This window comes from Novosphingobium fluoreni (assembly GCF_014196615.1).
Classification (GTDB): domain Bacteria; phylum Pseudomonadota; class Alphaproteobacteria; order Sphingomonadales; family Sphingomonadaceae; genus Novosphingobium; species Novosphingobium fluoreni.
The window spans coordinates 131,093-154,471 of sequence record NZ_JACIDY010000003.1 but is presented as its reverse complement, the minus strand read 5'-3'; the positions used below and the strand labels follow the sequence as shown (position 1 = coordinate 154,471).

The following is a 23,379-nucleotide window of genomic DNA, read 5'->3' as shown; positions in this document are numbered from 1 at the left end:
GCTAGAAGCGTCCCAAGGCGATCAGCACCGCCATAGCCGCCAGGCCCAGCAGCACCAGTAAGGTGATGATGAAGCCGCCGGCACGCAGCGGGTTGGGTCCGGCGCGGTCCATGCCGAATGCATGGGCCACGCGCGCCAGCATGAAGATGGAGCCAACGATCGCCAGCCACTGGTTACCCTTGCCGGTCAGCTCGATCGCCGCGATCAGGATCAGCGCGAAGGGCGTGTTTTCCACGAAGTTGGCCTGCGCCCGCATCCGCTGCAGCAAGAGCGCGTCGCCCCCGTCGCCATGCATGATCTTCTTGCCGATCCGAACCTGGCCCGTGCGGATCCCCAGCCAGATGTTGATGATCGCGGCCGCGGCGGACAAGCTCAAGGTGGTTTGTAGAATCATGATTGAAGGCATTCCCCTGTTATGTTGCCAGCATGGTCTGACCGACTACGGCTTGCAACCAGCGCAAAATCGGTTATAGGCGCGCCTTCGCGAAAGCCGCCGGCCTTCAGGTCTCGGCGGCCTTTTTGACTTAACCATTCAAACGTTTTGGAACAGGTGCCGAAATGGCTGTCCCTAAAAGAAAAACCACCCCGTCCCGCCGGGGCATGCGCCGCAGCCATGATGCGCTGAAGCCGGAAGCATTCGCTGAGTGCACCAACTGTGGTGAACTGAAGCGTCCTCACCATCTTTGCACTGCCTGCGGCCATTACAATGGTCGTGAGATCGTTGCGGTCGAAGCGTAAGACCTGACGTTCCTTAAGGCAGGAGACTATCGATGAGCTTGCCGCGTATCGCCGTTGACGCGATGGGCGGTGACGAGGGCGTGCGCGTGATGGTGGAAGGCGCGGCACTCGCGCGCCGCCGCCACGATCGCTTCAAGTTCCTGCTCGTGGGTGACGAACCGCGGATCAAGGCTGCGCTCGATGCGCATCCCAATCTGCGGGCGTCGTCCGAAATTCTCCACACTGATGGTGTGATCACTGGCGAGGATAAGCCTAGCCAGGCGATCCGTCGTGCCAAAAGCACATCCATGGGCCTGGCTATTAACGCGGTGAAAACCGGCGATGCCGGCGCAGCCGTCAGCGGCGGCAATACCGGCGCTTTGATGGCGATGTCCAAGCTTGCGCTGCGCACCATGCCGGGGATCGACCGTCCCGCGCTGGCCGCGCTGCTGCCGACGCTGGGCGACAACGATGTCGTCATGCTGGACCTTGGCGCCAACACCGAATGTGACACGCGTAACCTGGTGCAATTCGCGATCATGGGCGCGGCCTATTCGCGCGTGGTCACCGGGCGTGAATCGCCGCGCGTGCGCTTGCTGAATATCGGTACCGAGGAAACTAAGGGCACCGACGAACTGCGCGATGCCGCAAACGTGCTGAAAGCCGCCGCCGCCGATCTCTCGATTTCGTTCGATGGCTTTACCGAAGCAGACAAGGTCTGCCGCGGCGATGTCGATGTCGTGGTGACGGACGGCTTTTCCGGCAACATCGCGCTCAAGGCGATCGAGGGTACCGCCCGCTTCGTGGGTGACCTCCTGCGCCGCAGCTTTGCCAGTTCACTGCGCTCGAAAATCGGCTTTCTGGTCTCCCGCCCGGCGACCGAGCTGCTGAAGCATCATCTCGACCCGAACAACCACAATGGCGCGGTGTTCCTGGGCCTCAACGGCATCGTCGTGAAAAGCCACGGCAGCGCCAATGCGGCGGGTGTCGCCAATGCCGTCGCGGTCACCGCGCGGCTGTTGGAGGAAGACGTGACCGATCGCATAACCGCCGACCTTGCCCGAGTGGGAGAGGAATCGCTGCGCATGCGCCGTAATGGCGCATCGGCGCAGGAAGAGCGCGCCTGATGCGTCGCTCGGTCGTGATCGGCACCGGTTCGGCACTGCCCCGCACCGTGGTGAGCAACGCCGAACTGGCCGCTCGCGTCGATACCACGGATGAGTGGATCGTAGAGCGCACCGGCATCCGCCAGCGCCACATTGCCGAAGCCGACGAGACCACCGGATCGCTTGCCACCGAGGCCGCGCGCGCCGCGATCGCCGCCGCCGGGGTGCAGGCGAAAGATGTGGACCTTATCGTCCTCGCCACCGCCACACCGGACCAGACCTTTCCGGCCACCGCCACGATCGTGCAGCACAACCTCGGCTGTCACGGCGGCATCGCCTTCGATGTCGCCGCTGTCTGCTCCGGTTTCCTCTATGCCGTGGGCGTGGCGGACTCGATGCTGCGCACCGGCATGGCGCAACGCGCATTGGTGATCGGCGCGGAAACGTTCAGTCGCATTCTCGACTGGGAAGATCGCACCACCTGCGTGCTGTTTGGCGATGGCGCCGGCGCGATCCTGTTGGAAGCGCAGGACCAGGCGGGCGATTCGCCGCGCGGCATCCTGGCGACCAAGCTCCATGCGGACGGCAACCACAACCAGTTGCTTTACGTCGATGGTGGTGCGTCCACCACCGGCACCGTCGGCAAGCTGCGTATGAAAGGCCGTGAGGTTTTCCGCCATGCCGTGGTCAACTTGGCCGACGTGCTGCACGAAGTGCTGGCCGAAACGGGCCTGCAGACGAGCGATATCGACTGGCTGGTGCCGCATCAGGCCAATGCCCGCATCCTGGACGCGACGGCGCGCAAGTTGAACCTGCCGCCCGAAAAGGTGGTGATCACGGTGGATCGCCACGCCAATACCTCCGCCGCATCCGTGCCGTTGGCATTGGATACGGCCGTGCGGGACGGGCGCATAAAGCCGGGTCAACTGGTCATGCTGGAAGCCATGGGCGGCGGCTTCACTTGGGGTGCAAGCCTGGTTCGCATGTAATCAGACGCATCAGTACAGTTTGATGCGCGTTTTTCTGCACATTTGTTGATTTATTCAAACAAAAATCTATGATCCCGCCCCGGGGTTATTTGCGAAAAGGGTAGGGAACGATGCGCTCGACAGAGACGCTCACACGCGCAGCCATTGCCGAAGCCATTCATACCAAGCTCGGCCTGTCCCGTGCCGAGTCGCTGGGGATGGTGGAGTCCGTCTTGCGGCACATGTGCGAGGCCCTATCTCGCGGAGAAAACGTCAAGATTTCCGGCTTCGGCACTTTCCTGCTGCGGGACAAGGGTGAACGGGTCGGGCGCAATCCCAAGACCGGCGTCGAAGTGCCGATCACTCCACGCCGCGTGATGACCTTCCGCGCCAGCCAGATGCTGAAGGATCGCATCACCGCCGCGTGACGATCGTTGCGTGACGGGGGCGGCATCAAGGCGCTATGGTAGCGCCATGATTCCAGACTTCAAAGACGGCAAGGCGCCTGATGCCTTGCGGACCATTGGGGAAGTCACCCGGGTGCTGGGCATCCGGCAGCATGTGCTGCGCTATTGGGAAGAGCAGTTTCCGATGCTCAGCCCGGTCAAGCGCAGCGGCGGGCGGCGTTATTACCGGCCCGAAGACATAGCCCTGATCGCCGAGATCGACCGCTTGGTGCATCGCGAAGGTTTCACCTTGCGCGGTGCGCGGCAGTTTCTGGAAACGGGACAGGGCGCCACCAGCGCTGAAACGGTCAGGGTGCCAGAAGCTGCCACCGAGCCGTTGACCGCGAAATTGGAAACGACGGTGGAGCCATCGCAGCTGATGGCACGCCTTCACGAAATTCGCGCAGAACTGGCCGGCGCGCTCGACCGCGACTGACGGCTCAGTGCCGGCAAAGGCAGCGACGACTTAGTCTTCCAGCGAAGGACCCAGCCGGGCGTCCAGATCGCGCGGACGCATCAGGTGGACCAGGCGCGCGCAGCCGTCATCGATCTCGCTCCAGGCATCGATCGCCAGTTCCAGAACGGCGAAGGCGGCTGTTGGGAACTTGTCTTCCACCTCATCGCGCAGCGGGCTTTTGCCATCATCGGGCACCAGATCGAAGATCAGGTCCTCCAACCCGGGATTGTGGCCGACCATGATGATCGCATCCGCCTGTTCGTCTTGCTCACGCAGCAGCTCCATCAAGGTCGGCGAACTGGCGAGATAGATCCGCCGATCCCAGATGACCGGCGGCGTATGGCCCGCAGCCTCGCTTCCCAGCTCGATCGTCTGCGTCACGCGGACGGCGGGGGAGGCGATGATCCGCTGCCAGTCCATTCCATAATCGCGGATATGCAGCCCCATCAGCGCCGCACCGGTTCGCCCGCGCTGGTTGAGCGGCCGATCGAAATCACGCAGCCGCGCGTCGTTCCAATCGGACTTGGCGTGGCGAAACAGGGCCAGCCTCTTCATGGGCGGTCGATCCGCGCGGAGGCGTCGGCGTGGGAAAGGCGCGCGATCATGATGCGCGCGCGGCTTCGGTGCTGCTCATGCCCGGCTCCTCACCATGAGCGGCGACGCGTTGCAAGGCCTCGTCCAGCGTAACGCGGTGGATTGGCGTCCCGGCTGGAAACGCGGTCAACAAGCGGGACGGAAACGCGGATGACAGGACGACGAAGTGGCCGCGATCGTCCTTGCTGCGAATCAGCCGGCCGAACGCCTGTGCCAGCCGAGCCCGGATGATCGCATCGTCATAGCTTTGCGCGCCGTTCTTCTCCGCGCTGGCAGCGAGCCGGCGGGCGCGATGCAGGATGGTCGGACGGGGCCAGGGCACCTGCTCCATCACCACCAGTCGCAAGGAGCGGCCCGGCACGTCCACGCCATCGCGCAAAGCGTCGGTCCCCAGCAACGAGGCGGCCGGATCGTCGCGAAAGATGTCCACCAAAGTGCCGGTGTCGATCGGGTCGACATGCTGGGCATAGAGCGGCAGTCCGCCGCGTGCGAGGCGATCGGCGATGCGGCCATGGACGGCGCGAAGGCGGCGAATGGCAGTGAACAGGCCCAGGACGCCGCCGCCCGATGCTTCGATCAACCGGCCATAGGCCCCCGCCAGCGCGGGGATGTCGCCGCGCGGCACATCGGTGACGATGAGCACTTCGGACTGCGCCTGATAGTCGAACGGACTCTGGTGCGCCGACATCTGCGGCGTGATGCCGATATGCGGCGCCCCGCTGCGCGCCACGGCGACAGCCCAATCCTCCTCCTCCCGCCCGGTGCGATCGGTGAGAGTGGCGGATGTCATGACGACGCCGTGGGCCGGTTCCAGCACGGTGCGGGCGAACGGCTTCATCGGGTCCACCCAGCGGCGATGAATGCCGACATCGAACTCACGCGCTTCCCCGCGATCGACAGCCAGCCAGTCCACGAATTCCGGATCGGCGGGGCCGCCCAGTCGTTCCAGCAGCGCTTCCCAAGCGGCGAGCAGATCGACCCGCCAGCTGAGCGAATGACGTGCGCCGTCGATTCGCTGGCGGCCCTGACTGTCCAGCCAGTCGGGCGGCTCTTCCAGCAGCGCTTCCAGCCGCGAGCCGATACGGATCAACGGCTGCCGCAACTCTGCCAACGCGGCGCGGGCGGCCTGCGCTTGTTCGACGAACGGCCCCTCCAGACCGGCTGCCTCGGTTTCGAGGCCATAGCCGGCTTCGGTGCCGCCGCTTTCGTCTCGCGCATAGACAGTCGCGCGCACGGCCCCGAGCAGTTCCTCCACCGGGCCGGAGGGTGTGCCTTCGACCAAGCGTTGCAGCCAACCGTCGGCAGGCAGTGCCTCAGCCGCCTCCCGTGCGGCGCTGATCGCGCGACCGCCCGCTTCGTCATAGCTGGCGACATCGGCAAGGCGAGCGGCAAGGCCACGCCGCCGCCCGCGTGAGGCTTTTTCCGGGCCGATCACCCAGCGGCGCAGCTCGATCGCCTCGGCACCGGTAAGGGCGGCCGCAAAGGTCGAATCGGCGGCGTCGAACACATGATGCCCCTCGTCGAAAACGATCCGCGTGGGGCGCGCGGCATGATCGCGTCCGCGCGCGGCATTGACCATGACGAGGGCATGGTTTGCGATTACGAGGTCGGCGCTGGCGCTGGCGCGGGCGGCCCGTTCGATGAAGCATTTGCGATAGTGCGGGCAGCCGGCATAGACGCATTCGCCGCGCCGGTCGGTCAGCGCCGCGATCCCACGCTGGCGAAACAGGGTGCCGAGCCACCCTGGCAGATCGCCGCCGATCATGTCGCCATCCTGCGTGTAAGCCGCCCACCGCGCCACAAGATGCGCCAGGATCGCCGCGCGCCCGGCAAAGCCGCCCTGCAGCGCATCCTCCAGATTGAGCAGGCACAAGTAGTTCTCACGCCCCTTGCGCACCACCACCGGCTGCGTGCCATCGGCGCGCCGCTCCGGCCAGGCGCGGCGGCTTTCCTGGCGCAATTGCCGTTGCAGCGCTTTGGTGAACGTCGACACCCACACCGTCCCGCCGGAAAGCTGGCTCCACAGCGAGGCCGGGGCGAGATACCCCAGCGTCTTGCCGATGCCCGTCCCGGCTTGCGCCAGCAGCAGATGCGGCTGACCGGATTTGCGGCGCGGCGAAAACGCGCCGGTGGCCCGCGCGGCATAATCGCGCTGGCCGGTTCGCTGTTCGGCGGCGTGGCCGGTCAGCTCCGCCAGGCGAGACAGGGTATCGGCTTCGCCCAGCTCGACTTGCCGGGGCTGAGCTGATTCGCCCGCTTCCTCCCACTCAGGCAGCTTGCTGAATAGCCAGCGCTCCGCGCGTTCCGGGCGGGGGATGCAACCGGTGAGAGGCCCGCTCCATGGCCAACGCAGGCGGGTAAGGGACTGTAGAGCGCTCCACGCGCCCTCGCGCTCCACCCACTTAGGGTCCTGACAGACGGCGAGCAGGGCTGCGGCCGCCTGCTGCAACAGTTGCGGAACCTGGGCGTCGTCACTCGGCTCGAGCAGTCCCAGCGCATGGGCCAGGCCCTTGGGCGTCGGCACCACGAACCGCGCAGGGTGGATGAAAGCGAACAGTTCCAACAGATCGAGGCCGGACAGATCGGGATAGCCCAGCCGTGTCGCGACCAGCGGGGCGTTGAGCATGAGGTGCGGCGTGTCTGCCACCGCCATCACCGCCTCACCCTTGCCCACCGTGCGGGTCACGCCGGTCCGCTCACGCAGCCACGTTCCGGCATGGCTGGCATGAAGCGCGGGAAGGGCGAGCGAGTCCATCTATCTCACGATGGGGAGGGCGGAACGAAATGTAAACATGGCGCGGTTCAAACGCAGACCGATCTAGCGGTGGGTAGCCGAAGAGTTGGTCCGGGTCCTGGTAGGCTACTCTGCGGGTCCTGAACGAAAACACCCGCGACACGTGGTCGCGGGTGTTTGATATACTGCTTGGAGCCGGGTGCTTACTGGTCCAGGAAAGAGCGCATCTTGCGGCTGCGGCTGGGGTGCTTGAGCTTGCGCAGCGCCTTGGCTTCGATCTGGCGGATACGCTCACGCGTGACCGAGAACTGCTGGCCAACTTCTTCCAGCGTATGATCGGTGTTCATGCCGATGCCGAAGCGCATGCGCAGCACGCGTTCCTCACGCGGGGTTAGCGAGGCGAGCACGCGGGTGACGGTTTCCTTGAGGTTGGCCTGGATCGCGGCATCCACCGGGATGATCGCGTTCTTGTCCTCGATGAAATCGCCCAGATGGCTGTCTTCCTCGTCGCCGATCGGCGTTTCGAGAGAGATCGGCTCTTTGGCGATCTTCATAACCTTGCGGACCTTTTCGAGCGGCATCGACAGACGCTCGGCCATTTCCTCCGGCGTGGGCTCGCGGCCCTGCTCGTGGAGGAACTGGCGGCTGGTGCGCACCAGCTTGTTGATCGTCTCGATCATATGGACCGGGATGCGGATGGTCCGCGCCTGGTCGGCGATCGAGCGGGTGATGGCCTGGCGTATCCACCACGTCGCGTACGTGCTGAACTTGTAGCCGCGCCGATACTCGAACTTGTCGACCGCCTTCATCAGGCCGATGTTGCCCTCCTGGATCAAGTCCAGGAACTGCAGGCCGCGATTGGTGTACTTCTTGGCGATCGAGATCACGAGCCGCAGGTTCGCCTCGACCATTTCCTTCTTGGCGATGCGCGCCTCGCGCTCACCCTTCTGGACCATGTTGACGATGCGTCGGAACTCGGGGAGCGCCATGCCGGTGGCAGCGGCGATGTCCGACACTTCAGAGCGAATGCGCTCGACCGGATCGGCCTCGCTCTCTGCGAAAGCCAGCCACTTCTTGTCCTTCTTGCCCATCTCGGCAAGCCAGGTATCATCCAGTTCGCGACCGACATAGGCGGTCAGGAAATCGGTACGCTTAACCTTGTGACGCTCTGCCAGACGCAGCATCTGGCCGCCCAGCGCGGTCAGGCGGCGGTTGAAGGCGTAGAGATTGTCGACCAGGTATTCGATCTTGGTGGCGTGGAACTTCACCGATTCCACTTGCGCGGTCAGGTCTTCACGCAGCTGGTGGTACTGCTGTTCCTTCACGGCGGAGAAATTGACGCCCAGCGCCAGCGCATCGAGCCGCTCGGACTGGAGCTTCTCGAAGGTCTGGAACATCTCGGTGATCTGCGCGAACTTCTCCAGCGCCTCAGGCTTGAGCGCGGCTTCCATCTGCGCGAGGCTGAGGGTGTTGTCCTCTTCCTCTTCCTCCACGGGGCGCTTGGCCCGGCGCTCGACGCCGTCCTCGTCGTCATCGGACGATTCGGGCTCTTCCTCGACTTCGTCCTCTTCCTTGTAGGAAGGGCCGGCGGTCGCCTCGCTGATCTCGCCATCGCCTTCCTCGGCGTCGTCGGTCAGCGTTTCGGGGGCGGGTTCCTTGGAGAGCATGGCGTCGAGATCGAGGATCTCGCGCAGCTGCATCTCGCCGTTGTTCAGCGCTTCGGACCACTGGATGATGGCGTGGAACGTGATCGGGCTTTCGCACAGGCCCAGGATCATCATGTCGCGGCCAGCTTCGATGCGCTTGGCGATCGCGATCTCGCCTTCGCGGCTGAGCAGCTCCACCGCGCCCATCTCGCGCAGGTACATGCGCACCGGATCATCGGTGCGCTCTATCGTTTCCTTTTTCTTGGCAGGATCGACGTTCTGGCGCGGAGCGGAACCATCGTCCTCCTCCGCCTCGTTCTCTGCGTCGTCCGCTTCGCGTTCTTCCTCGCTATCGGCGCCTTCGTCGTTCTCGACGATGTTGACGCCCATTTCCGAGATCGCGGCCATGATGTCCTCGATCTGATCGGTGGACATCTGGTCTTGGGGCAGAGCTTCGTTCAGCTCGTCATAGGTGATCACACCGCGACGCTTGGCGCGCGCGATCAGCTTCTTGACCGAAGCCTCGTTGAGGTCGATCAACGGCGCATCGGTGCCGTCGGAATTGTTATCGCCGCCGTTGGTGTCGTTCTTGCTCATTCTACCGCCGTGTGATCGTGCCGCCGCGTTATTTTACGAACCGGCCGCATGTCTGGTCGCCATTTGCCTGAGGCGGTTGTCAAATTCCAGCTTTCTCTTGAGCAATCGTTGTTGCTCTTCAAACGCCTCTTCGGACAAGTCACCTTCAAACCGTGCCGTAGCCCTCGCCAGCGCCGCTTCCAACGCCGGACGTTCGACCAGGAGTTCTATCGCTTGCGCCAGCTCCGAAGCGCCTTGAGCCTCCGTCGCTTCAGGTTGGAGAAACCCGAAACGCAAGCCCGACCAGGCGGACGGACCAGGCAATTCCAGGCCGTGTCGAACCAATATGGAAGTCAGATCAGCGGTTTCAAGCGGATCGGTTGAGTCACAGCAATCGACGAGCAACGCGAAACGTCGATCGAGGCCATGCGTGGACATCAGCGTCTCGGCATGGCGGTGGATTTGCGAGGGCCACCGCACGAGACCGGCCAGGATCGCGGCGGACAGGGCATCGCGGCCACCGTCCATCGCGCGGTTGAGCCGGGCAATCGATTGCGGATCTGATGGTTGCCGCTCCTCAAACACGCCGCGTTTGAAATTGCCCCGCCCGTTCGGTGCGGCGCGACGCGGAGTGAAGGGCCGTTCCTCTCGCCGGGGAAAGGCGAAAGCGGAATAGCGGTCCATCAGTTCGCGCTTGTAGAGGCTGGCGACGTCCTGATGGCCGATCGCCTCGACATGCGCGAGCAGGCGCGCCTTCAGCCCGGCCTTGGCTTCGGGGGTATCGAGCGGGGTGGATTCGCGTTCCGCTTCCCATAGGACATCGACCAGCGGGCGCGCGTCTTCCAGCATCGCTTCCATCGCGGGCCTGCCCTTGGCCTTCAGCAGATCGTCCGGATCGAGCCCCTCGGGCAGACGGACGATGCGCAAGCTGTGCGCCGGGCGGAGCAGGGGCAGGGCGCGCGTGACCGCCCGCATTGCGGCACGCTGGCCGGCGGCATCGCCGTCAAAGCACAGGATCGGCGTTTCGACATGGCGCCACAGCATTTCGATATGGGGCTCGGTCAGCGCGGTGCCCAGCGGGGCGACGCATTCGGCGATCCCGGCGGCAGCCAGCGCGATCACGTCCATATAGCCCTCGACCACGATCATCCGCCCGGACTGGCGGGCAGCGGGCGCGGCGCGATGCAGGTTGTAGAGCGTGCGACCTTTGTCGAACAGCGGTGTATCGGGCGAGTTCAGATACTTGGGAGCGTCCGTCTTGCCTTTGGCGAGGATGCGGCCGCCGAAGGCGATCACGCGGCCGCGCGTATCCTCGATCGGCAGCATAAGCCGACCGCGAAAGCGATCGTACGGGTCCTTGTCGTCCACGACGATCCGCAGGCCCGCCTCGATCAGCATCGCCTCGGGAAAGCGCGAGAGCGCACCTTTCAGCGCTTGGCGTCCTTCGGGCGCGAAGCCGAAGCCAAAACGCTGCACCGTGTGCGCATCGAACCCGCGCGTGGCGAGATAGGCGCGCGCCGCCTCACCTTCGGGCGCGGCCAGCTGGCTGACGAACCACTCCTGCGCGGCGGCCATCACGTCGTGCAGAGAATCGCGCTTCTCTGCCGCGCGAGCCTGATGCGGGTCAGGCGCGGGCACGTCCATGCCGGCTTCGGCGGCCAGTTCCTTCACCGCATCCATGAAAGCCAGACCCTGATGATCGGTCATCCAGCGAATCGCATCGCCATGCGCCGAGCAGCCGAAGCAGTGGTAGAAACCCTTCGCGTCGTTGACGTGGAAGCTGGGGGTCTTCTCGTTATGGAACGGGCAGCAGGCCTTGAACTCATTGCCCGCCTTGGTCAGGCGAACCGTGCGGCCGATAAGGGCGGAGAGCGTGACGCGAGAGCGGAGCTGGTCGAGCCATTGGGGGGTCAGCATGGAGGGGCCTGTCCGCGCGATGCCTTAGGACCCCACAAACTCCCCTCCCGCGAGCGGGAGGGGTTGGGGGAGGGCATGTCTGACAAGACGTGCGCAATCCGGTTCAGTACTCCGTCCAGACTATCCATGACCTCGGCATTCCAGAAGCGGATCACAGTATAGCCCTGTTGTTCAAGAAAGCGGGTGCGCTTCTGGTCATCATCGACAGCATGGGCGTGGTGCCCACCGTCGACCTCTATCACCAGCCGGTACTCTCGGGAAACGAAGTCACAAATGAAAGGACCGATGGGAAACTGGCGGTTGAACCGAACACCGGCTAGCTTGCGAGCGCTGATCGCGCACCAGAGCCTGCGTTCGGCTTCGGTAGCGTCACGGCGAAGTTCGCGGGAGCGCGCCGTGGGGCGAGAGTAGCCTTTGTCTTGGTAGTCCAACCGCTGCTCTTTCGCTGGGCAAACAGGCCCTCCCCCGACCCCTCCCGCAAGCGGGAGGGGAGATTGTGGTGCACCGGCCCCCGGGGGCAGCGCAAATTCTTTTAAGCCAACGCTTCCTTCACCCACCCGCTAGCCTTGCCCATATCCAGCACCGAGCCGTGCCGGGCCTTCAGTTCGGCCATCACCTTGCCCATGTCCTTCAGGCCGCCCGCGCCGGTTTCCGCCTTGATCGCCTCGATCGCGGCCTTGGTATCGGCTTCGGACATCTGCTGGGGCAGGAAATCCTCGATCACCGCCAGTTCCGCCTTTTCTTCCTCGGCTTTTTCCGGCCGACCGCCTTGTTCGAACAGCTGGATCGATTCGCGCCGCTGCTTGACCATCTTTTGCAGCACCTCGATCACCATCGCGTCATCGTCGGTCGGGGCGGCGCCGGTGCGCAGTTCGATGTCCCGGTCCTTTATCTTGGCGAGGATGAGGCGCACCGCGGCGAGGCGTTGCTTGTCGCCGCTCTTCATGCTTGAAATCTGGGCGGCCTTGATCGTGTCGCGGATCATGTTCTGTCGTGTTCCTGAAGGTCTGGAATGAAATCGATGGCGGGAAACTAGTGCGTTTCGTGCGCAATTTCCACCGCGCGCCTTGACGACAGGCGGAACCGCCACTAGCCGCAGCGCCTTAGCACCCATTGGTAGAACTTGTCACCGGAGCGACCCTTCATGGCCGACGCCGCATCTTCGCACGCGCCAAAACCAGACGGAGCGACAGGCGTTCTCGTCCTTGCTGACGGGCACGTCGTCTGGGGCCGAGGTTTCGGCGCTGTCGGAGAGGCTGTGGGGGAGCTGTGCTTCAACACCTCGATGACCGGATATCAGGAGGTGATGACCGATCCCTCCTACGCAGCGCAGATCGTCACCTTCACCTTTCCGCACATCGGCAATGTCGGCATCAACGACGAGGATCACGAATCCAAGGTCGATGGTGCGGTCGGCATGGTCGTGCGCGAGGATGTGACGCAGGCCTCCAACTTCCGCTCGCGCGGTGAGCTGGGTGATTGGCTGGCGCACAAGGGCAAGGTCGGCCTGGCCGGAGTGGACACGCGCGCGATCACGCGGCGTATCCGTTTGTCCGGCGCGCCTAACGCGGTGATCGCCCATGATCCCGAAGGCCGCTTCGATATCCCGGCGCTGATCAAGCGCGCGCAGGACTGGCCGGGCCTCGAAGGCATGGACCTGGCCAAGATCGTCAGCCGCGAGATCGAAGAGCAGTGGGAAGGCTCCACCTGGACGCTGGGGCAGGGCTACGGCCGCTCCTCACGCGATACCCGTCCGCACGCCGTCGCCATCGACTTCGGTTCGAAGGACAACATCTTCCGCAACCTGGTGAAAGCCGGCGCGCGCGTGACGGTGGTTCCCGCCGAGGCGACGCTGGAGACGATCCTGGCGCTGAAGCCCGATGGCGTGTTCCTTTCCAACGGCCCCGGCGATCCGGCGGCGACCGGCATCTATGCGGTGCCGGTGATCCGGGAACTGCTGGCGCGCGACATTCCGGTTTTCGGAATTTGCCTGGGCCACCAGCTTCTCGCTTTGGCGGCAGGTGCCAGGACGCTGAAGATGCACCAGGGCCATCGCGGCGCGAACCATCCGGTAAAGCGCTTGACCGACGCCGTGGTGGAGATCACCTCGATGAACCACGGCTTCGCGGTCGACACCGAAAGCCTGCCCGAAGACGTGGTGGCGACGCACGTTTCGCTGTTCGACGGCTCCAACTGCGGCATCTCCCTCAGCGGCAAGCGCGCCTTCAGCGTGCAGTACCACCCCGAAGCGAGCCCCGGCCCGCAGGACAGCTTCTATCTGTTCAAGCAGTTCGTCGAGATGATGGAGCGAACCGAGGCGGCCTGAGCCGCCTTTCCCCACCCTCTCGATCGTGACCCACTTCATCAAGGCCGGCTGACCATCATGCCCAAACGCACCGACATCTCCACCATCCTCGTCATCGGCGCAGGCCCGATCATCATCGGCCAGGCGTGCGAGTTCGACTATTCGGGCACGCAGGCGATCAAGGCGCTGCGCGAGGAGGGCTATCGCGTCGTTCTGGTGAATTCGAACCCGGCAACGATCATGACCGATCCGGACATGGCCGACGCCACTTATGTCGAGCCGATCACGCCCGAGATCGTCACGCGCATCATCGAGAAGGAGCGTCCTGACGCGCTATTGCCGACGATGGGCGGGCAGACCGCGCTGAACTGCGCGCTGGCGCTGTTCAACGACGGTACGCTCGATCGCCTGGGCGTGCAGATGATCGGCGCCAACGCCGACGCGATCGACAAGGCGGAGGATCGCCAGCGCTTCCGCGAGGCGATGGACAAGATCGGGTTGGAATCCGCCCGCTCGGTCGTCGCGCATACGCTGGAAGAGGCGCTTGCCGGGCTGGAGCACACTGGCTTGCCCGCGATCATCCGCCCCAGCTTCACGCTGGGCGGCACCGGCGGCGGCATCGCCTATAACAAGGCCGAGTTCGAGACGATCGTGAAGAGCGGCCTCGATGCCTCTCCAACCACCGAGGTGCTGATCGAGGAATCGCTGCTCGGCTGGAAGGAGTACGAGATGGAGGTCGTGCGGGATCGGCACGACAACTGCATCATCATCTGCTCGATCGAGAACGTCGATCCGATGGGCGTCCACACGGGCGATTCCATCACCGTCGCGCCGGCGCTGACGCTGACGGACAAGGAATACCAGATCATGCGCAACGCCAGCATCGCGGTGCTGCGCGAGATCGGCGTGGAAACCGGCGGCTCGAACGTGCAGTTTGCGGTGAACCCCAAGGACGGCCGCCTGATCGTCATCGAGATGAACCCGCGCGTCTCGCGCTCGTCGGCGCTGGCTTCGAAGGCGACCGGCTTCCCGATCGCACGCGTCGCCGCCAAGCTGGCGATCGGTTACACGCTCGACGAGATCATGAACGAGATCACCGGCGCGACCCCGGCGAGTTTCGAACCGACGATTGACTACGTTGTCACCAAGATCCCGCGTTTCGCGTTCGAGAAGTTCAAGGGCGCCGATCCGCTTCTCACCACCGCGATGAAATCGGTGGGCGAGGTCATGGCGATCGGGCGCAACATCAAGGAATCGATGCAGAAGGCCCTGCGCGGGCTGGAGACGGGCCTTGACGGTTTCAACCGGGTGCCGGCGCTGGAAGGCGCGGCCAGGGACGTGATCACCGCCGCGCTCGCCAAGGCGACGCCGGACCGTCTGCTCGTCGTCGCACAGGCGATGCGCGAAGGACTGAGCGTCGAAGAGATCCACGCGATCACGCATTACGACCGCTGGTTCCTGCGCCACATCGAAGAGATCGTGGCCGAAGAGGCGAAGATCACCGCCGATGGCCTGCCGATCGATGCCGAAGGGCTGCGGCGGGTGAAGGCGATGGGCTTTTCCGACAAGCGCCTGGCGAACCTGGCCGTGCGCTCGGTTGGCGTGGCGGGCGGCCTGGCTGAAACCCAGGCGCGCCGTTCGGGCCTGCTGCACGATGCGTTGCGCGCGATGGCCGGTGCCACCAGCGAAGAGGAAGTGCGCAAGCTGCGCCACAAGCTGGGCGTGCTGCCCGTCTTCAAGCGCATCGACAGCTGCGCCGCCGAGTTCGAGGCGATCACGCCTTACATGTACTCGACCTATGAGGCCCCGATCTTCGGAGAGCCTGAGGACGAGGCAATGCCGTCCGACCGGCGCAAGATCGTGATCCTGGGTGGCGGCCCCAACCGCATCGGCCAGGGCATCGAGTTCGACTATTGCTGCGTCCACGCCTGCTTCGCGCTGGCCGAGGCCGGGTTCGAGACCATCATGGTCAACTGCAACCCCGAGACCGTCTCCACCGACTACGACACGTCCGACCGCCTCTATTTCGAGCCGCTTACCGCGGAGGACGTGCTGGAAATCCTGCGGGTGGAACAGCAGTCGGGCGAACTGGTCGGCGTGATCGTGCAGTTCGGCGGGCAGACCCCGCTCAAGCTGGCGCAAGCGCTGGAAGATGCGGGTATTCCGATCCTGGGCACCTCGCCCGATGCCATCGACCTCGCCGAGGATCGCGAGCGCTTCGCCGCCATGGTCACCAAGCTGGGCCTCAAGCAGCCTGCGAACGGCATCGCCCGCAGCCGGGACGAGGCAGTCGCCGTGGCCAATCGCATCGGCTACCCCGTGCTGATGCGCCCCAGCTACGTGCTGGGTGGCCGCGCGATGGAGATCGTCGACAGCGAGCAGCAGCTGGACAACTACATCACCACCGCCGTGCAGGTTTCCGGAGACAGCCCCGTGCTGATCGACCAGTACTTGCGCGATGCGATCGAGTGCGACGTGGATGCGCTGTGTGATGGCGAGCAGGTCGTCGTCGCGGGCGTGATGCAGCACATCGAGGAAGCGGGCATCCACTCGGGCGACAGCGCCTGTACCCTGCCGCCCTACAGCCTATCGCCCGAAATCATCGCCGAGATGGAGCGCCAGGCGGAGCTGCTGGCGATGCGTCTGGGTGTGCGTGGCCTGATGAACATCCAGTTCGCGGTCAAGGACGGCGAGGTTTTCCTGATCGAGGTGAACCCGCGCGCCAGCCGCACGGTGCCGTTCGTCGCCAAGGCGATCGGCCAGCCGGTGGCCAAGATCGCCGCGCGGGTGATGGCGGGCGAAAAGCTCAGCACGTTCCCGCCGTTCAAGCGCGATCTGCCGTACATGGCGGTGAAGGAGGCGGTGTTTCCGTTCAATCGCTTTCCAGGCGTCGATCCGGTGCTGAGCCCCGAGATGAAGTCCACCGGCGAAGTGATGGGCATCGATGCCGATTTCGCCACCGCCTTCCTCAAGGCCCAGCTGGGTGCGGGAATGAAGCTGCCTGAGAGCGGCACGGTATTCGTGTCGGTCAAGGGCAGTGACAAGCCGGTAATCCTGCCGGCGGTGCAGGAACTGGTGGCGATGGGCTTCCGCATCATCGCCACATCGGGCACGCAGCGTTACCTCGCCGATGCCGGGCTGCCGGTGGAACTGGTGAACAAGGTGGCGGAAGGCCGTCCGCACATCGTCGACAAGATCGTCGACGGCGAAATCGCGCTGATCTTTAATACGACCGAGGGCTGGCAAAGCCTGCAGGACTCACAGTCGATCCGCAAATCCGCGCTGGCCGGCAAGGTCCCGTACTTCACGACGGCCGCGGCAAGCCGCGCGGCGGCGCAGGCGATCGCGGCGATGCGCGGCGCGCCGCTTGAAGTGCGTTCGTTGCAAGACTATTATAGCTGAAACTTTTCGCGCCTCCCTACATTATAGACGATCGGCCCGCGCCTTTGAGGAGCGGGCCAATTGCTTATATAACGGGGCTAGGTTCCGGCGCGGTTAGCTCATAAGCGCCTCGCCGGGCGCATCATAAGGACGAAAGCGAAGCACATGGCCAGTGTCGAGAAGTTGCCGATGCTCGCGGAAGGCTACGAGCGGATGACCGCCGATCTCAAGGCCCTGCGTGACGAACGCCCACGGATCGTTGACGCGATCGAGGAGGCACGCGCGCACGGCGATTTGTCCGAGAACGCAGAATATCATGCGGCCAAGGAACGCCAGGGCCAGGTCGAAGCGTCGATTTCCGATCTGGAAGACAGGATCAGCCGCGCGCAGATCATCGATCCCGCGACCCTTTCGGGTGACAAGATCATCTTTGGCGCCACGGTGACGCTGCTGGATGATGATGACAAGCCGGTGAAGTATCAGATCGTGGGCACGTATGAAGCCGACGCCAAGGCTGGCCGCATCAGCTACAACTCGCCGCTGGGCAAGGCCCTGATCGGCCGCAAGGTCGATGATGAGATCGAAGTGACCGTGCCTGCGGGCGACAAGTTCTTCGTGGTTGAGAAGATCGAATTCATCTGAGGGCAGGGCCGCTTACTCATGGGAGTAGGCGGCTATCGCCGACATCGGCGAGTACCACAAAGATTTAGCGCCGGTGTTGCTGGTGACCGGGTTTGGGCTTTGCTCGACACGAGCGGGTGGGGTCGGTTGGTCAGTTCGGGATCGGCTGAAGTCGCAGGTAATTGCGCTCACGGTTGCCCGCGTTTCACACGCAAACGTACAGAACCCCACTTCCGAAAATCTCGCGAAGGCGTGACCCGACATCCGAGGGGCGGCTCATCCGACGCTCGGATACTCCAGGTTCTTGCGGATGGGGCGGACTTCCGGTGGCCGGTTAGCGAATACGGCTTCCCGCGTTCGCAAGACGGACGAGGTGGAGGGAAGCCGAAGCATTCCCCGCACCCTCAGGCTGCTTGGCGCATCTCCAGGCGGTCCCAGATTTCCGCCAGTGCATCGGTCAGTTCACGCATCATGGCGTCGGTGTGGCCAGGGCCGGGCGTGAAGCGCAACCGCTCCGTACCGCGCGGCACGGTGGGGAAGTTGATCGGCTGCACATAGGCGCCGTATTCCGCCAGCAGGATATCGCTGATCTTCTTGGCCTTCACCGGATCGCCCACCATCAGCGGCACGATATGCGTGACCGAGTCCATCACCGGCAGGCCAGCTTCCCGGAACAGCGACTTCAGCATCGCTGCGGCGCGCTGCTGGCCCTCACGCTCTTCGTTAGAAGACTTGAGGTGACGCACGGAAGCCAGCACGCCTGCCGCCAGCACGGGGGACAGCGAAGTCGTAAAGATGAAGCCCGGCGCATAGGAGCGGATGCAATCGACGATACGCTTGTCCGCCGCGATATAGCCGCCCATCACGCCGAACGCCTTGCCCAGCGTTCCCTCAATGATGTGGATGCGATCCGCGGCCTCATCACGCTCGGAGATGCCGCCGCCGCGCTTGCCGTACATGCCGACAGCGTGGACTTCGTCGATATAGGTGATGGCGTTATACTTGTCCGCCAGGTCGCAGATCGCGTGGATCGGGGCGACATCACCGTCCATCGAATAGACGCTCTCGAACGCGATCAGCTTGGGCGCGGCGGGATCGGCGGCGGCGAGCAGTTCTTCCAGATGCTCGACATCGTTGTGCCGCCACACCTTCTTCTCGCAGCCGGAATTGCGGATGCCCGCGATCATGCTGGCGTGGTTCAGCGCGTCGGAGAAGATCACGCAGCCGGGCAGCAGCTTGGCCAGCGTTGAGAGCGTCGCGTCGTTGGAAACGTATCCGCTGGTGAACAGCAGCGCAGCTTCCTTGCCGTGAAGATCGGCCAGCTCCTGTTCCAGCTGGATATGGTAATGCGTGTTGCCACCGATGTTGCGCGTGCCGCCAGAGCCTGCGCCCACATCGTGCAGTGCCTCTTCCATGGCGGCCACCACCTTGGGGTGCTGGCCCATCGTCAGATAATCGTTGGAGCACCATACCGTGATCGGCTTGGGGCCGTTGTGTCCGGCGAAGCAGCGTGCGTTGGGAAACGCACCCTTGTTGCGCAGGATGTCGATGAACACCCGGTAGCGGCCTTCTGAATGAAGACGCTCGATAGCCTGGTCGAAAATCTGGTCGTAGTTCACGAAGTCGATCCGCTCCACGGGGCGCCACCGGCAGCCTCAATGGCCCGCGCCTTACCGCATCCTAACCTGCATTGCCAGTTGCTTATAGGCGGCATTTCCCACGACCGGGCCATTGATCGCCCTGGCCGATGGCTGTGCCCGGATGTGTCGATAAAGCCAGGTTCGATCAGCCGGGGCACGGCCATGTCATGGCCCGCGACGATGTGGAGCGCGGGGGCGGCGGCGCGCAATGCCGCGATCGTTCCCAGCCAGCCGGCGATCTCATCACGATTGGCCTTGTAGAGATGCGCCGTGGCGAGTCGAGCCGGGGGCCGCTGCTGCGTCCAGGAATCGGGAATCGGCGCGATATCGCCTGCGAACAGCACTTCGCGCCCATCGGCAAGATGAACGTAGATCATGCGCGCGCCCAAGTTGACGCCGGGCGTGGGGATCACGACGATGCCCGCACTGGCGGCGTAGGGCGCTGCCGATTCCAGCGCGGCGTGAGGGGGAGCCTGCCCGGTCAGCCTCAAGTCCAGCGCAGATGCGGCAAGGGCTCGCTCCACGCGGGTCTGCGCGGCGATATCGAAATGGCTGAAACCGTATTCCTTCGCCTGTCCGCGAGTCAGGCCACGATCGAGAGTGACGGTGCTGCCATCATCGAACAGCACTTGATAGGCCAGCAATGCGAAAACATGGGGCTTCAACCCGGAGCCTGCGGCCAGCAGATCGCTGACGATATGTTTGCGGGCCACCACCTCGTACCGGATCGCTACGGGCGTGGCCGTTCCTGCGTGAGGGTCGCTGGCGGAAAGTCGGCGGAGCTGCTTGATGGTGAGGGGCTTGGCCTCTCCATGTGCGGCGCTGGCGTCCAGCAGGAACCAGGCGAACGGCGCACCTGCCAGCAGCAGTAGCGCCATCAGCACCACATTCAGCTTGCGCGTCAAACCTTGCGGCCCCCCTCCAGTCCGAAGCGAGCCAGCGCCTCCTCGTGCGCTCGTGTCATCGTTTCGTCACCTGTGGTTAGCGCGTAATCCGGGCGTATGCGACTAAATTCCTGACCTTTCAGCAGCCTGGCGACTTGGCGGGCGATCCCTTGCGCGCCGTGGACAAAGGCGACGCCGGGCCCGAAGGCTTGCGACAATTCCTGCTCCAGCAGAGGGAAATGCGTGCAGGCCAGGACGACGGTGTCGATCGCATCGCCGCCCGGCATGGCGCGCAGGTGGTCCACTGCATGGGTGATCGCGGCCGGGTCGGGCGCGCGGCCATGCAGCTTGGCCTCCGCCGCTTCCACCAGTCCGGGGGCGCCGTGACGGAGGAGCTGCTTGCCCTTGGCGAACTCGGCCTCCAGGCGATTGACATAGGCCTGGCGGATCGTGGCCTCGGTGCCCAACAGGCCGATCACGCCGGTGCTGGTCATGGCGGCGGCGGGCTTGATCGCCGGCACGGTCCCCACGATCGGCACTTCCAGCACCTCCCTCACCATGCCCAGCGCGATGGTGGAGGCGGTATTGCAGGCGATGCAGACGAGGCGCGGCTTCAACCGCTCGGTCACGCGGCCCAGCAACCCGGCGACGCGCGCTGCGATCTGCGCCTCGGTCTTTGTGCCATAAGGCAGGCCGGCGGTGTCAGCGAGGTAGACGATCGGCGCTTGCGGCAGCAGCTTGCGCACTTCGTCCAGCACGGTGAGCCCGCCGACGCCCGAATCGAACAGCAGGATCGGTGCCGACGGGTCGAGGGGTTCATCCACTTTGGAGGGGCCTTTCGCGCAGGAGTCGACGCGACTGTTAGCCGCGCGGCGGCGGCTTGGCCAACAAGGCTTCGCCAAGCGCGGGGGGAGAAGCTAAGAGACGCGCATGACGCAGATTCTAGCTATCGCCCTTGGTTACCTGCTCGGCTCGATTCCCTTCGGCCTGCTGCTGACGCGGCTGACCGGCGCGGGCGACTTGCGCAGCATCGGTTCGGGCAACATCGGCGCCACCAATGTGCTGCGCACCGGGCGTAAGGGCCTGGCGGCAACCACGTTGCTGCTTGATCTGGCCAAAGGGCTTGTCGCGGTCCTGCTGGCGCGCAGCATCTGGCCCGGAGCGGAGCCGTTCGCGGCGGTCGCGGCGGTCGTGGGCCATTGCTTTCCGGCCTGGCTGGGCTTTCGCGGCGGGAAGGGCGTGGCGACGCTGGCGGGCGTCAGCTTCGGGCTCGCCTGGCCGATCGGGCTTGTCTACGCGGGCCTGTGGCTAGGGATGCTGGCGATCACGCGCGTCTCCTCGGTCGGCGGGATGAGCGCCGCCGTGGGCGCACCGATTGCAGCCCTGGTGCTGGGCTATCCGGCCTATGCGCCTGCGCTGGCGATCCTTGCCGTGCTGGTGGTCTGGATGCACCGGGCGAACATCGCACGCCTGCGCTCCGGAACGGAGCCACGCATCGGTAGTTCCAAAGCGTGAGCGAGCCGCTTTCACGCGATGAGGCGTTCGCCCGCATCCGTCTGTTGCGATCGCCCAATATCGGCCCGGTCAGCTACGGGCAGCTTCTTGGCCGGTTCGGCACCGCCATCGCCGCGCTGGAGGCTTTGCCGGACATAGCGGGACGCGGCGGCAAGACGTATCATGCTGCCCCGGAAGAGCGCATCACCGCGGAAATCAGCGCCGTGCGCAAAGCCGGTGCGCGCTATCTATTTCATGATTCGCCGGATTATCCCGAATTGCTGGCACAGAGCGAAGGCGCGCCGCCGATCCTGACAGTTCGAGGTGATCCGGCGCGTGCGGCGGGGCCTTGCGTCGCGATCGTGGGGGCGCGCAACGCCTCCGGTGCGGCGGTGAAGCTGGCCCGCGATTTCTCGCTCGCTCTGGCAGAGGCGGGCTTCACGATCGTTTCTGGCCTGGCGCGTGGCATCGACGGCGCGGCCCATGGCGGCGCTCTGGCTGCGGGGAACGGCGCCACGATCGGCGTGATCGCCAGCGGCATCGATATCGCTTACCCGCCCGAACATGCGGACCTACAGGAGCAGGTGGCGCGGGAAGGCCTGCTGATCGCCGAACAGCCGCCGCGCACCGAACCGCTTGCTCGCCACTTCCCCACGCGTAACCGCATCATCGCCGGGCTGGCCGCCGGGACGGTGGTGGTGGAAGCCGCGCCGCGCTCCGGCTCGCTCATCACGGCGCGGCTAGCGGGGGAATTCGGGCGGGAAGTGATGGCGATCCCAGGCTCCCCGCTCGATACCCGGTCGCACGGCTGCAATCAGCTGATCCGGGACGGTGCGGTGCTGGTGCAGCGGCCCGAAGATGTGGTGGAATTGCTCTCCGGCTTTGACGGCACACCGCGCTCTTCCTTTCGAGAGACTCAGCCAGGCTGGATCACCGCCCCGGTTCTCGTTCCGCATGACGATGGTCCGTGCGATGTGGCCAAGCTGCTCACACTCGCGCCGATCGGCGTGGACGAATTGATCCGCCAGTCAGGCGGCAGTGCGTCCGCGGTGCAACTGTCCTTGCTCGAACTGGAGATCGCGGGCAGGCTGATGCGGCACGCCGGCGGGAGGGTCAGTCTCTCGGCGTGATTACGCGAAGATTGCGAGTAGGGGGCTTTGATGGAAAACTCGGCAGCACGCCTGGGAATAGGCCGTGTCTCAGGCGGGACGTGGGATCTGATCAGACGCCGCCCCATGGCGTTGCTTGCGGGCGCGGCCGTGATGGCCGTGGTCGACACCGCGTTCGAGATCGTCACGCCGGACTCGAATAACAATCTGATCTCCAGCGTCGTCTCCATCGCCGTCGTCTATCTCGTGATGCGAACATTGCTGCGCGAAGAAGGACTGGTTGACCGTGAGGGCGGCTTTGGCAGCTATTTCGGCGCGTCACTGCTGGCGGGCATCGGCGCGATAGTCGGGCTTGTTTTCCTGATCGTGCCGGGGCTTTACCTGATGGCGCGATGGTCGCTGGCACCCACCATGGTCTTGTCGCAGGGGTATCGGGCGACCGACGCCTTGCGCGAAAGCTGGCGGGTGACGCAGCCGTTCGCGTGGAAGCTCGTGCTTGTGTGGTTCCTGTATTACCTGGCTTTCATCGTGTTGGTTCTACTGATGGCCGCGCCGGCGGGCTATCTAGTGACGCAGGGTGTCGTCGCGGAAGAGGGAACGCTGGGCACGCCCGTGACCTTCCTGGTGAGCGTGCTCGTCAACCTGGGCCTGATCGCCGCAGCCTACATCAGCGTCGTGGTGTTCAGGCAGATCTTCACCGCCGCCTCCGAACTGGAAGACGTCTTCGCCTGACCCCCTTGCGGCTCCGGAAAATGCTCGTCACCCTACACGTGTATGTATGCGC

21 protein-coding genes are annotated in these 23,379 nt (G+C 64.6%); 11 read left to right on the top strand and 10 right to left on the bottom strand.

What is annotated here, in order from left to right:
- Position 1 precedes the first annotated feature (1 nt).
- Positions 2-394, bottom strand: a complete 393-nt coding sequence (locus GGR39_RS07875; RefSeq protein ID WP_183616633.1) for an MAPEG family protein — start codon at positions 392-394, stop codon at positions 2-4.
- Between the two features lie 164 nt (positions 395-558).
- Between GGR39_RS07875 and rpmF the strand changes: the two genes are divergently transcribed.
- The 5 genes from rpmF (at position 559) to GGR39_RS07850 (ending at position 3,673) form a co-directional block, all read left to right on the top strand.
- The gene (gene rpmF, locus GGR39_RS07870) at positions 559-738 is read left to right on the top strand and encodes a 50S ribosomal protein L32 (protein WP_058736956.1); all 180 of its coding nucleotides are present in this window, start codon (positions 559-561) and stop codon (positions 736-738) included.
- Positions 739-770: 32 nt separating this feature from the next.
- A complete protein-coding gene (gene plsX, locus GGR39_RS07865; protein WP_183616632.1) occupies positions 771-1,844 on the top strand; it encodes a phosphate acyltransferase PlsX in 1,074 nt (357 codons plus the stop codon).
- Entirely contained in the window at positions 1,844-2,812 is a 969-nt protein-coding gene (locus GGR39_RS07860; RefSeq protein WP_183616631.1) for a beta-ketoacyl-ACP synthase III, read from the top strand. The genes plsX and GGR39_RS07860 overlap by 1 nt, the downstream gene beginning before the upstream one ends.
- 110 nt (positions 2,813-2,922) lie before the next feature.
- Positions 2,923-3,219 carry an integration host factor subunit alpha gene (locus tag GGR39_RS07855; protein WP_058736953.1) on the top strand — a complete coding sequence of 99 codons (297 nt, stop codon included), beginning with the start codon at positions 2,923-2,925 and terminating at the stop codon, positions 3,217-3,219.
- 46 nt (positions 3,220-3,265) lie between these two features.
- Positions 3,266-3,673, top strand: a complete 408-nt coding sequence (locus GGR39_RS07850) for a MerR family transcriptional regulator (RefSeq protein WP_183616630.1) — start codon at positions 3,266-3,268, stop codon at positions 3,671-3,673.
- Positions 3,674-3,703: 30 nt separating this feature from the next.
- On the opposite strand, the gene GGR39_RS07845 is transcribed toward GGR39_RS07850, so the two are convergent.
- From GGR39_RS07845 to GGR39_RS07820, 6 genes are all read right to left on the bottom strand, one after another.
- On the bottom strand, positions 3,704-4,249 hold the full coding sequence (locus GGR39_RS07845; RefSeq protein ID WP_183616629.1) for a SixA phosphatase family protein: 546 nt from the start codon (positions 4,247-4,249) through the stop codon (positions 3,704-3,706).
- 46 nt (positions 4,250-4,295) lie between these two features.
- Positions 4,296-7,043 carry an ATP-dependent DNA helicase gene (locus GGR39_RS07840; protein ID WP_183616628.1) on the bottom strand — a complete coding sequence of 916 codons (2,748 nt, stop codon included), beginning with the start codon at positions 7,041-7,043 and terminating at the stop codon, positions 4,296-4,298.
- 182 nt (positions 7,044-7,225) lie between these two features.
- A complete protein-coding gene (rpoD, locus tag GGR39_RS07835) occupies positions 7,226-9,265 on the bottom strand; it encodes an RNA polymerase sigma factor RpoD (RefSeq protein WP_183616627.1) in 2,040 nt (679 codons plus the stop codon).
- 33 nt (positions 9,266-9,298) lie between these two features.
- Positions 9,299-11,161 carry a DNA primase gene (gene dnaG / locus GGR39_RS07830; protein ID WP_183616626.1) on the bottom strand — a complete coding sequence of 621 codons (1,863 nt, stop codon included), beginning with the start codon at positions 11,159-11,161 and terminating at the stop codon, positions 9,299-9,301.
- Entirely contained in the window at positions 11,155-11,718 is a 564-nt protein-coding gene (locus tag GGR39_RS07825) for an endonuclease domain-containing protein (RefSeq protein ID WP_343055826.1), read from the bottom strand. The genes dnaG and GGR39_RS07825 overlap by 7 nt, the downstream gene beginning before the upstream one ends.
- Positions 11,694-12,146: a GatB/YqeY domain-containing protein gene (locus GGR39_RS07820; protein WP_183616624.1), complete on the bottom strand. Its 453-nt coding sequence runs from the start codon at positions 12,144-12,146 to the stop codon at positions 11,694-11,696. The genes GGR39_RS07825 and GGR39_RS07820 overlap by 25 nt, the downstream gene beginning before the upstream one ends.
- Positions 12,147-12,305: 159 nt before the next feature.
- Between GGR39_RS07820 and carA the strand changes: the two genes are divergently transcribed.
- The 3 genes from carA (at position 12,306) to greA (ending at position 17,489) form a co-directional block, all read left to right on the top strand.
- Complete coding sequence (gene carA, locus GGR39_RS07815; protein WP_183616623.1) at positions 12,306-13,487, top strand: glutamine-hydrolyzing carbamoyl-phosphate synthase small subunit; 1,182 nt, start codon at positions 12,306-12,308, stop codon at positions 13,485-13,487.
- Positions 13,488-13,544: 57 nt separating this feature from the next.
- Positions 13,545-16,868, top strand: coding sequence for a carbamoyl-phosphate synthase large subunit (gene carB / locus GGR39_RS07810; protein ID WP_183616622.1), 3,324 nt, complete (start codon positions 13,545-13,547; stop codon positions 16,866-16,868).
- A gap of 144 nt (positions 16,869-17,012) precedes the next feature.
- Positions 17,013-17,489, top strand: coding sequence for a transcription elongation factor GreA (gene greA, locus GGR39_RS07805; protein ID WP_058736942.1), 477 nt, complete (start codon positions 17,013-17,015; stop codon positions 17,487-17,489).
- A gap of 383 nt (positions 17,490-17,872) precedes the next feature.
- Here greA and hemA read toward each other — a convergent pair whose 3' ends face one another.
- Genes hemA through murI form a run of 3 tightly spaced genes read right to left on the bottom strand, consistent with a single transcriptional unit; the run spans position 17,873 to position 20,816 of the window.
- Complete coding sequence (hemA, locus tag GGR39_RS07800; protein WP_183616852.1) at positions 17,873-19,087, bottom strand: 5-aminolevulinate synthase; 1,215 nt, start codon at positions 19,085-19,087, stop codon at positions 17,873-17,875.
- Complete coding sequence (locus GGR39_RS07795) at positions 19,084-20,013, bottom strand: hypothetical protein (protein WP_183616621.1); 930 nt, start codon at positions 20,011-20,013, stop codon at positions 19,084-19,086. Before GGR39_RS07795 ends, hemA begins: the two co-directional genes overlap by 4 nt.
- A complete protein-coding gene (gene murI / locus GGR39_RS07790; protein WP_183616620.1) occupies positions 20,010-20,816 on the bottom strand; it encodes a glutamate racemase in 807 nt (268 codons plus the stop codon). Before murI ends, GGR39_RS07795 begins: the two co-directional genes overlap by 4 nt.
- 106 nt (positions 20,817-20,922) lie before the next feature.
- Between murI and plsY the strand changes: the two genes are divergently transcribed.
- From plsY to GGR39_RS07775, 3 genes are all read left to right on the top strand, one after another.
- Positions 20,923-21,507, top strand: coding sequence for a glycerol-3-phosphate 1-O-acyltransferase PlsY (gene plsY / locus GGR39_RS07785; RefSeq protein WP_183616619.1), 585 nt, complete (start codon positions 20,923-20,925; stop codon positions 21,505-21,507).
- Positions 21,504-22,616 carry a DNA-processing protein DprA gene (gene dprA, locus GGR39_RS07780; RefSeq protein ID WP_183616618.1) on the top strand — a complete coding sequence of 371 codons (1,113 nt, stop codon included), beginning with the start codon at positions 21,504-21,506 and terminating at the stop codon, positions 22,614-22,616. Before plsY ends, dprA begins: the two co-directional genes overlap by 4 nt.
- Positions 22,617-22,721: 105 nt before the next feature.
- The gene (locus GGR39_RS07775; protein ID WP_183616617.1) at positions 22,722-23,327 is read left to right on the top strand and encodes a glycerophosphoryl diester phosphodiesterase membrane domain-containing protein; all 606 of its coding nucleotides are present in this window, start codon (positions 22,722-22,724) and stop codon (positions 23,325-23,327) included.
- The last annotated feature ends 52 nt before the right edge of the window (positions 23,328-23,379 follow it).

Excerpts from the sequence above, each read along its gene's own strand:
- GGR39_RS07875 (WP_183616633.1), bottom strand. The coding sequence starts at position 394 with ATGATTCTACAAACCACCTTGAGCTTGTCCGCCGCGGCCGCGATCATC.
- rpmF (WP_058736956.1), top strand. The coding sequence starts at position 559 with ATGGCTGTCCCTAAAAGAAAAACCACCCCGTCCCGCCGGGGCATGCGC.
- plsX (WP_183616632.1), top strand. The coding sequence starts at position 771 with ATGAGCTTGCCGCGTATCGCCGTTGACGCGATGGGCGGTGACGAGGGC.
- GGR39_RS07860 (WP_183616631.1), top strand. The coding sequence starts at position 1,844 with ATGCGTCGCTCGGTCGTGATCGGCACCGGTTCGGCACTGCCCCGCACC.
- GGR39_RS07855 (WP_058736953.1), top strand. The coding sequence starts at position 2,923 with ATGCGCTCGACAGAGACGCTCACACGCGCAGCCATTGCCGAAGCCATT.
- GGR39_RS07850 (WP_183616630.1), top strand. The coding sequence starts at position 3,266 with ATGATTCCAGACTTCAAAGACGGCAAGGCGCCTGATGCCTTGCGGACC.
- GGR39_RS07845 (WP_183616629.1), bottom strand. The coding sequence starts at position 4,249 with ATGAAGAGGCTGGCCCTGTTTCGCCACGCCAAGTCCGATTGGAACGAC.
- GGR39_RS07840 (WP_183616628.1), bottom strand. The coding sequence starts at position 7,043 with ATGGACTCGCTCGCCCTTCCCGCGCTTCATGCCAGCCATGCCGGAACG.
- rpoD (WP_183616627.1), bottom strand. The coding sequence starts at position 9,265 with ATGAGCAAGAACGACACCAACGGCGGCGATAACAATTCCGACGGCACC.
- dnaG (WP_183616626.1), bottom strand. The coding sequence starts at position 11,161 with ATGCTGACCCCCCAATGGCTCGACCAGCTCCGCTCTCGCGTCACGCTC.
- GGR39_RS07820 (WP_183616624.1), bottom strand. The coding sequence starts at position 12,146 with ATGATCCGCGACACGATCAAGGCCGCCCAGATTTCAAGCATGAAGAGC.
- carA (WP_183616623.1), top strand. The coding sequence starts at position 12,306 with ATGGCCGACGCCGCATCTTCGCACGCGCCAAAACCAGACGGAGCGACA.
- carB (WP_183616622.1), top strand. The coding sequence starts at position 13,545 with ATGCCCAAACGCACCGACATCTCCACCATCCTCGTCATCGGCGCAGGC.
- greA (WP_058736942.1), top strand. The coding sequence starts at position 17,013 with ATGGCCAGTGTCGAGAAGTTGCCGATGCTCGCGGAAGGCTACGAGCGG.
- plsY (WP_183616619.1), top strand. The coding sequence starts at position 20,923 with ATGACGCAGATTCTAGCTATCGCCCTTGGTTACCTGCTCGGCTCGATT.
- GGR39_RS07775 (WP_183616617.1), top strand. The coding sequence starts at position 22,722 with ATGGCGTTGCTTGCGGGCGCGGCCGTGATGGCCGTGGTCGACACCGCG.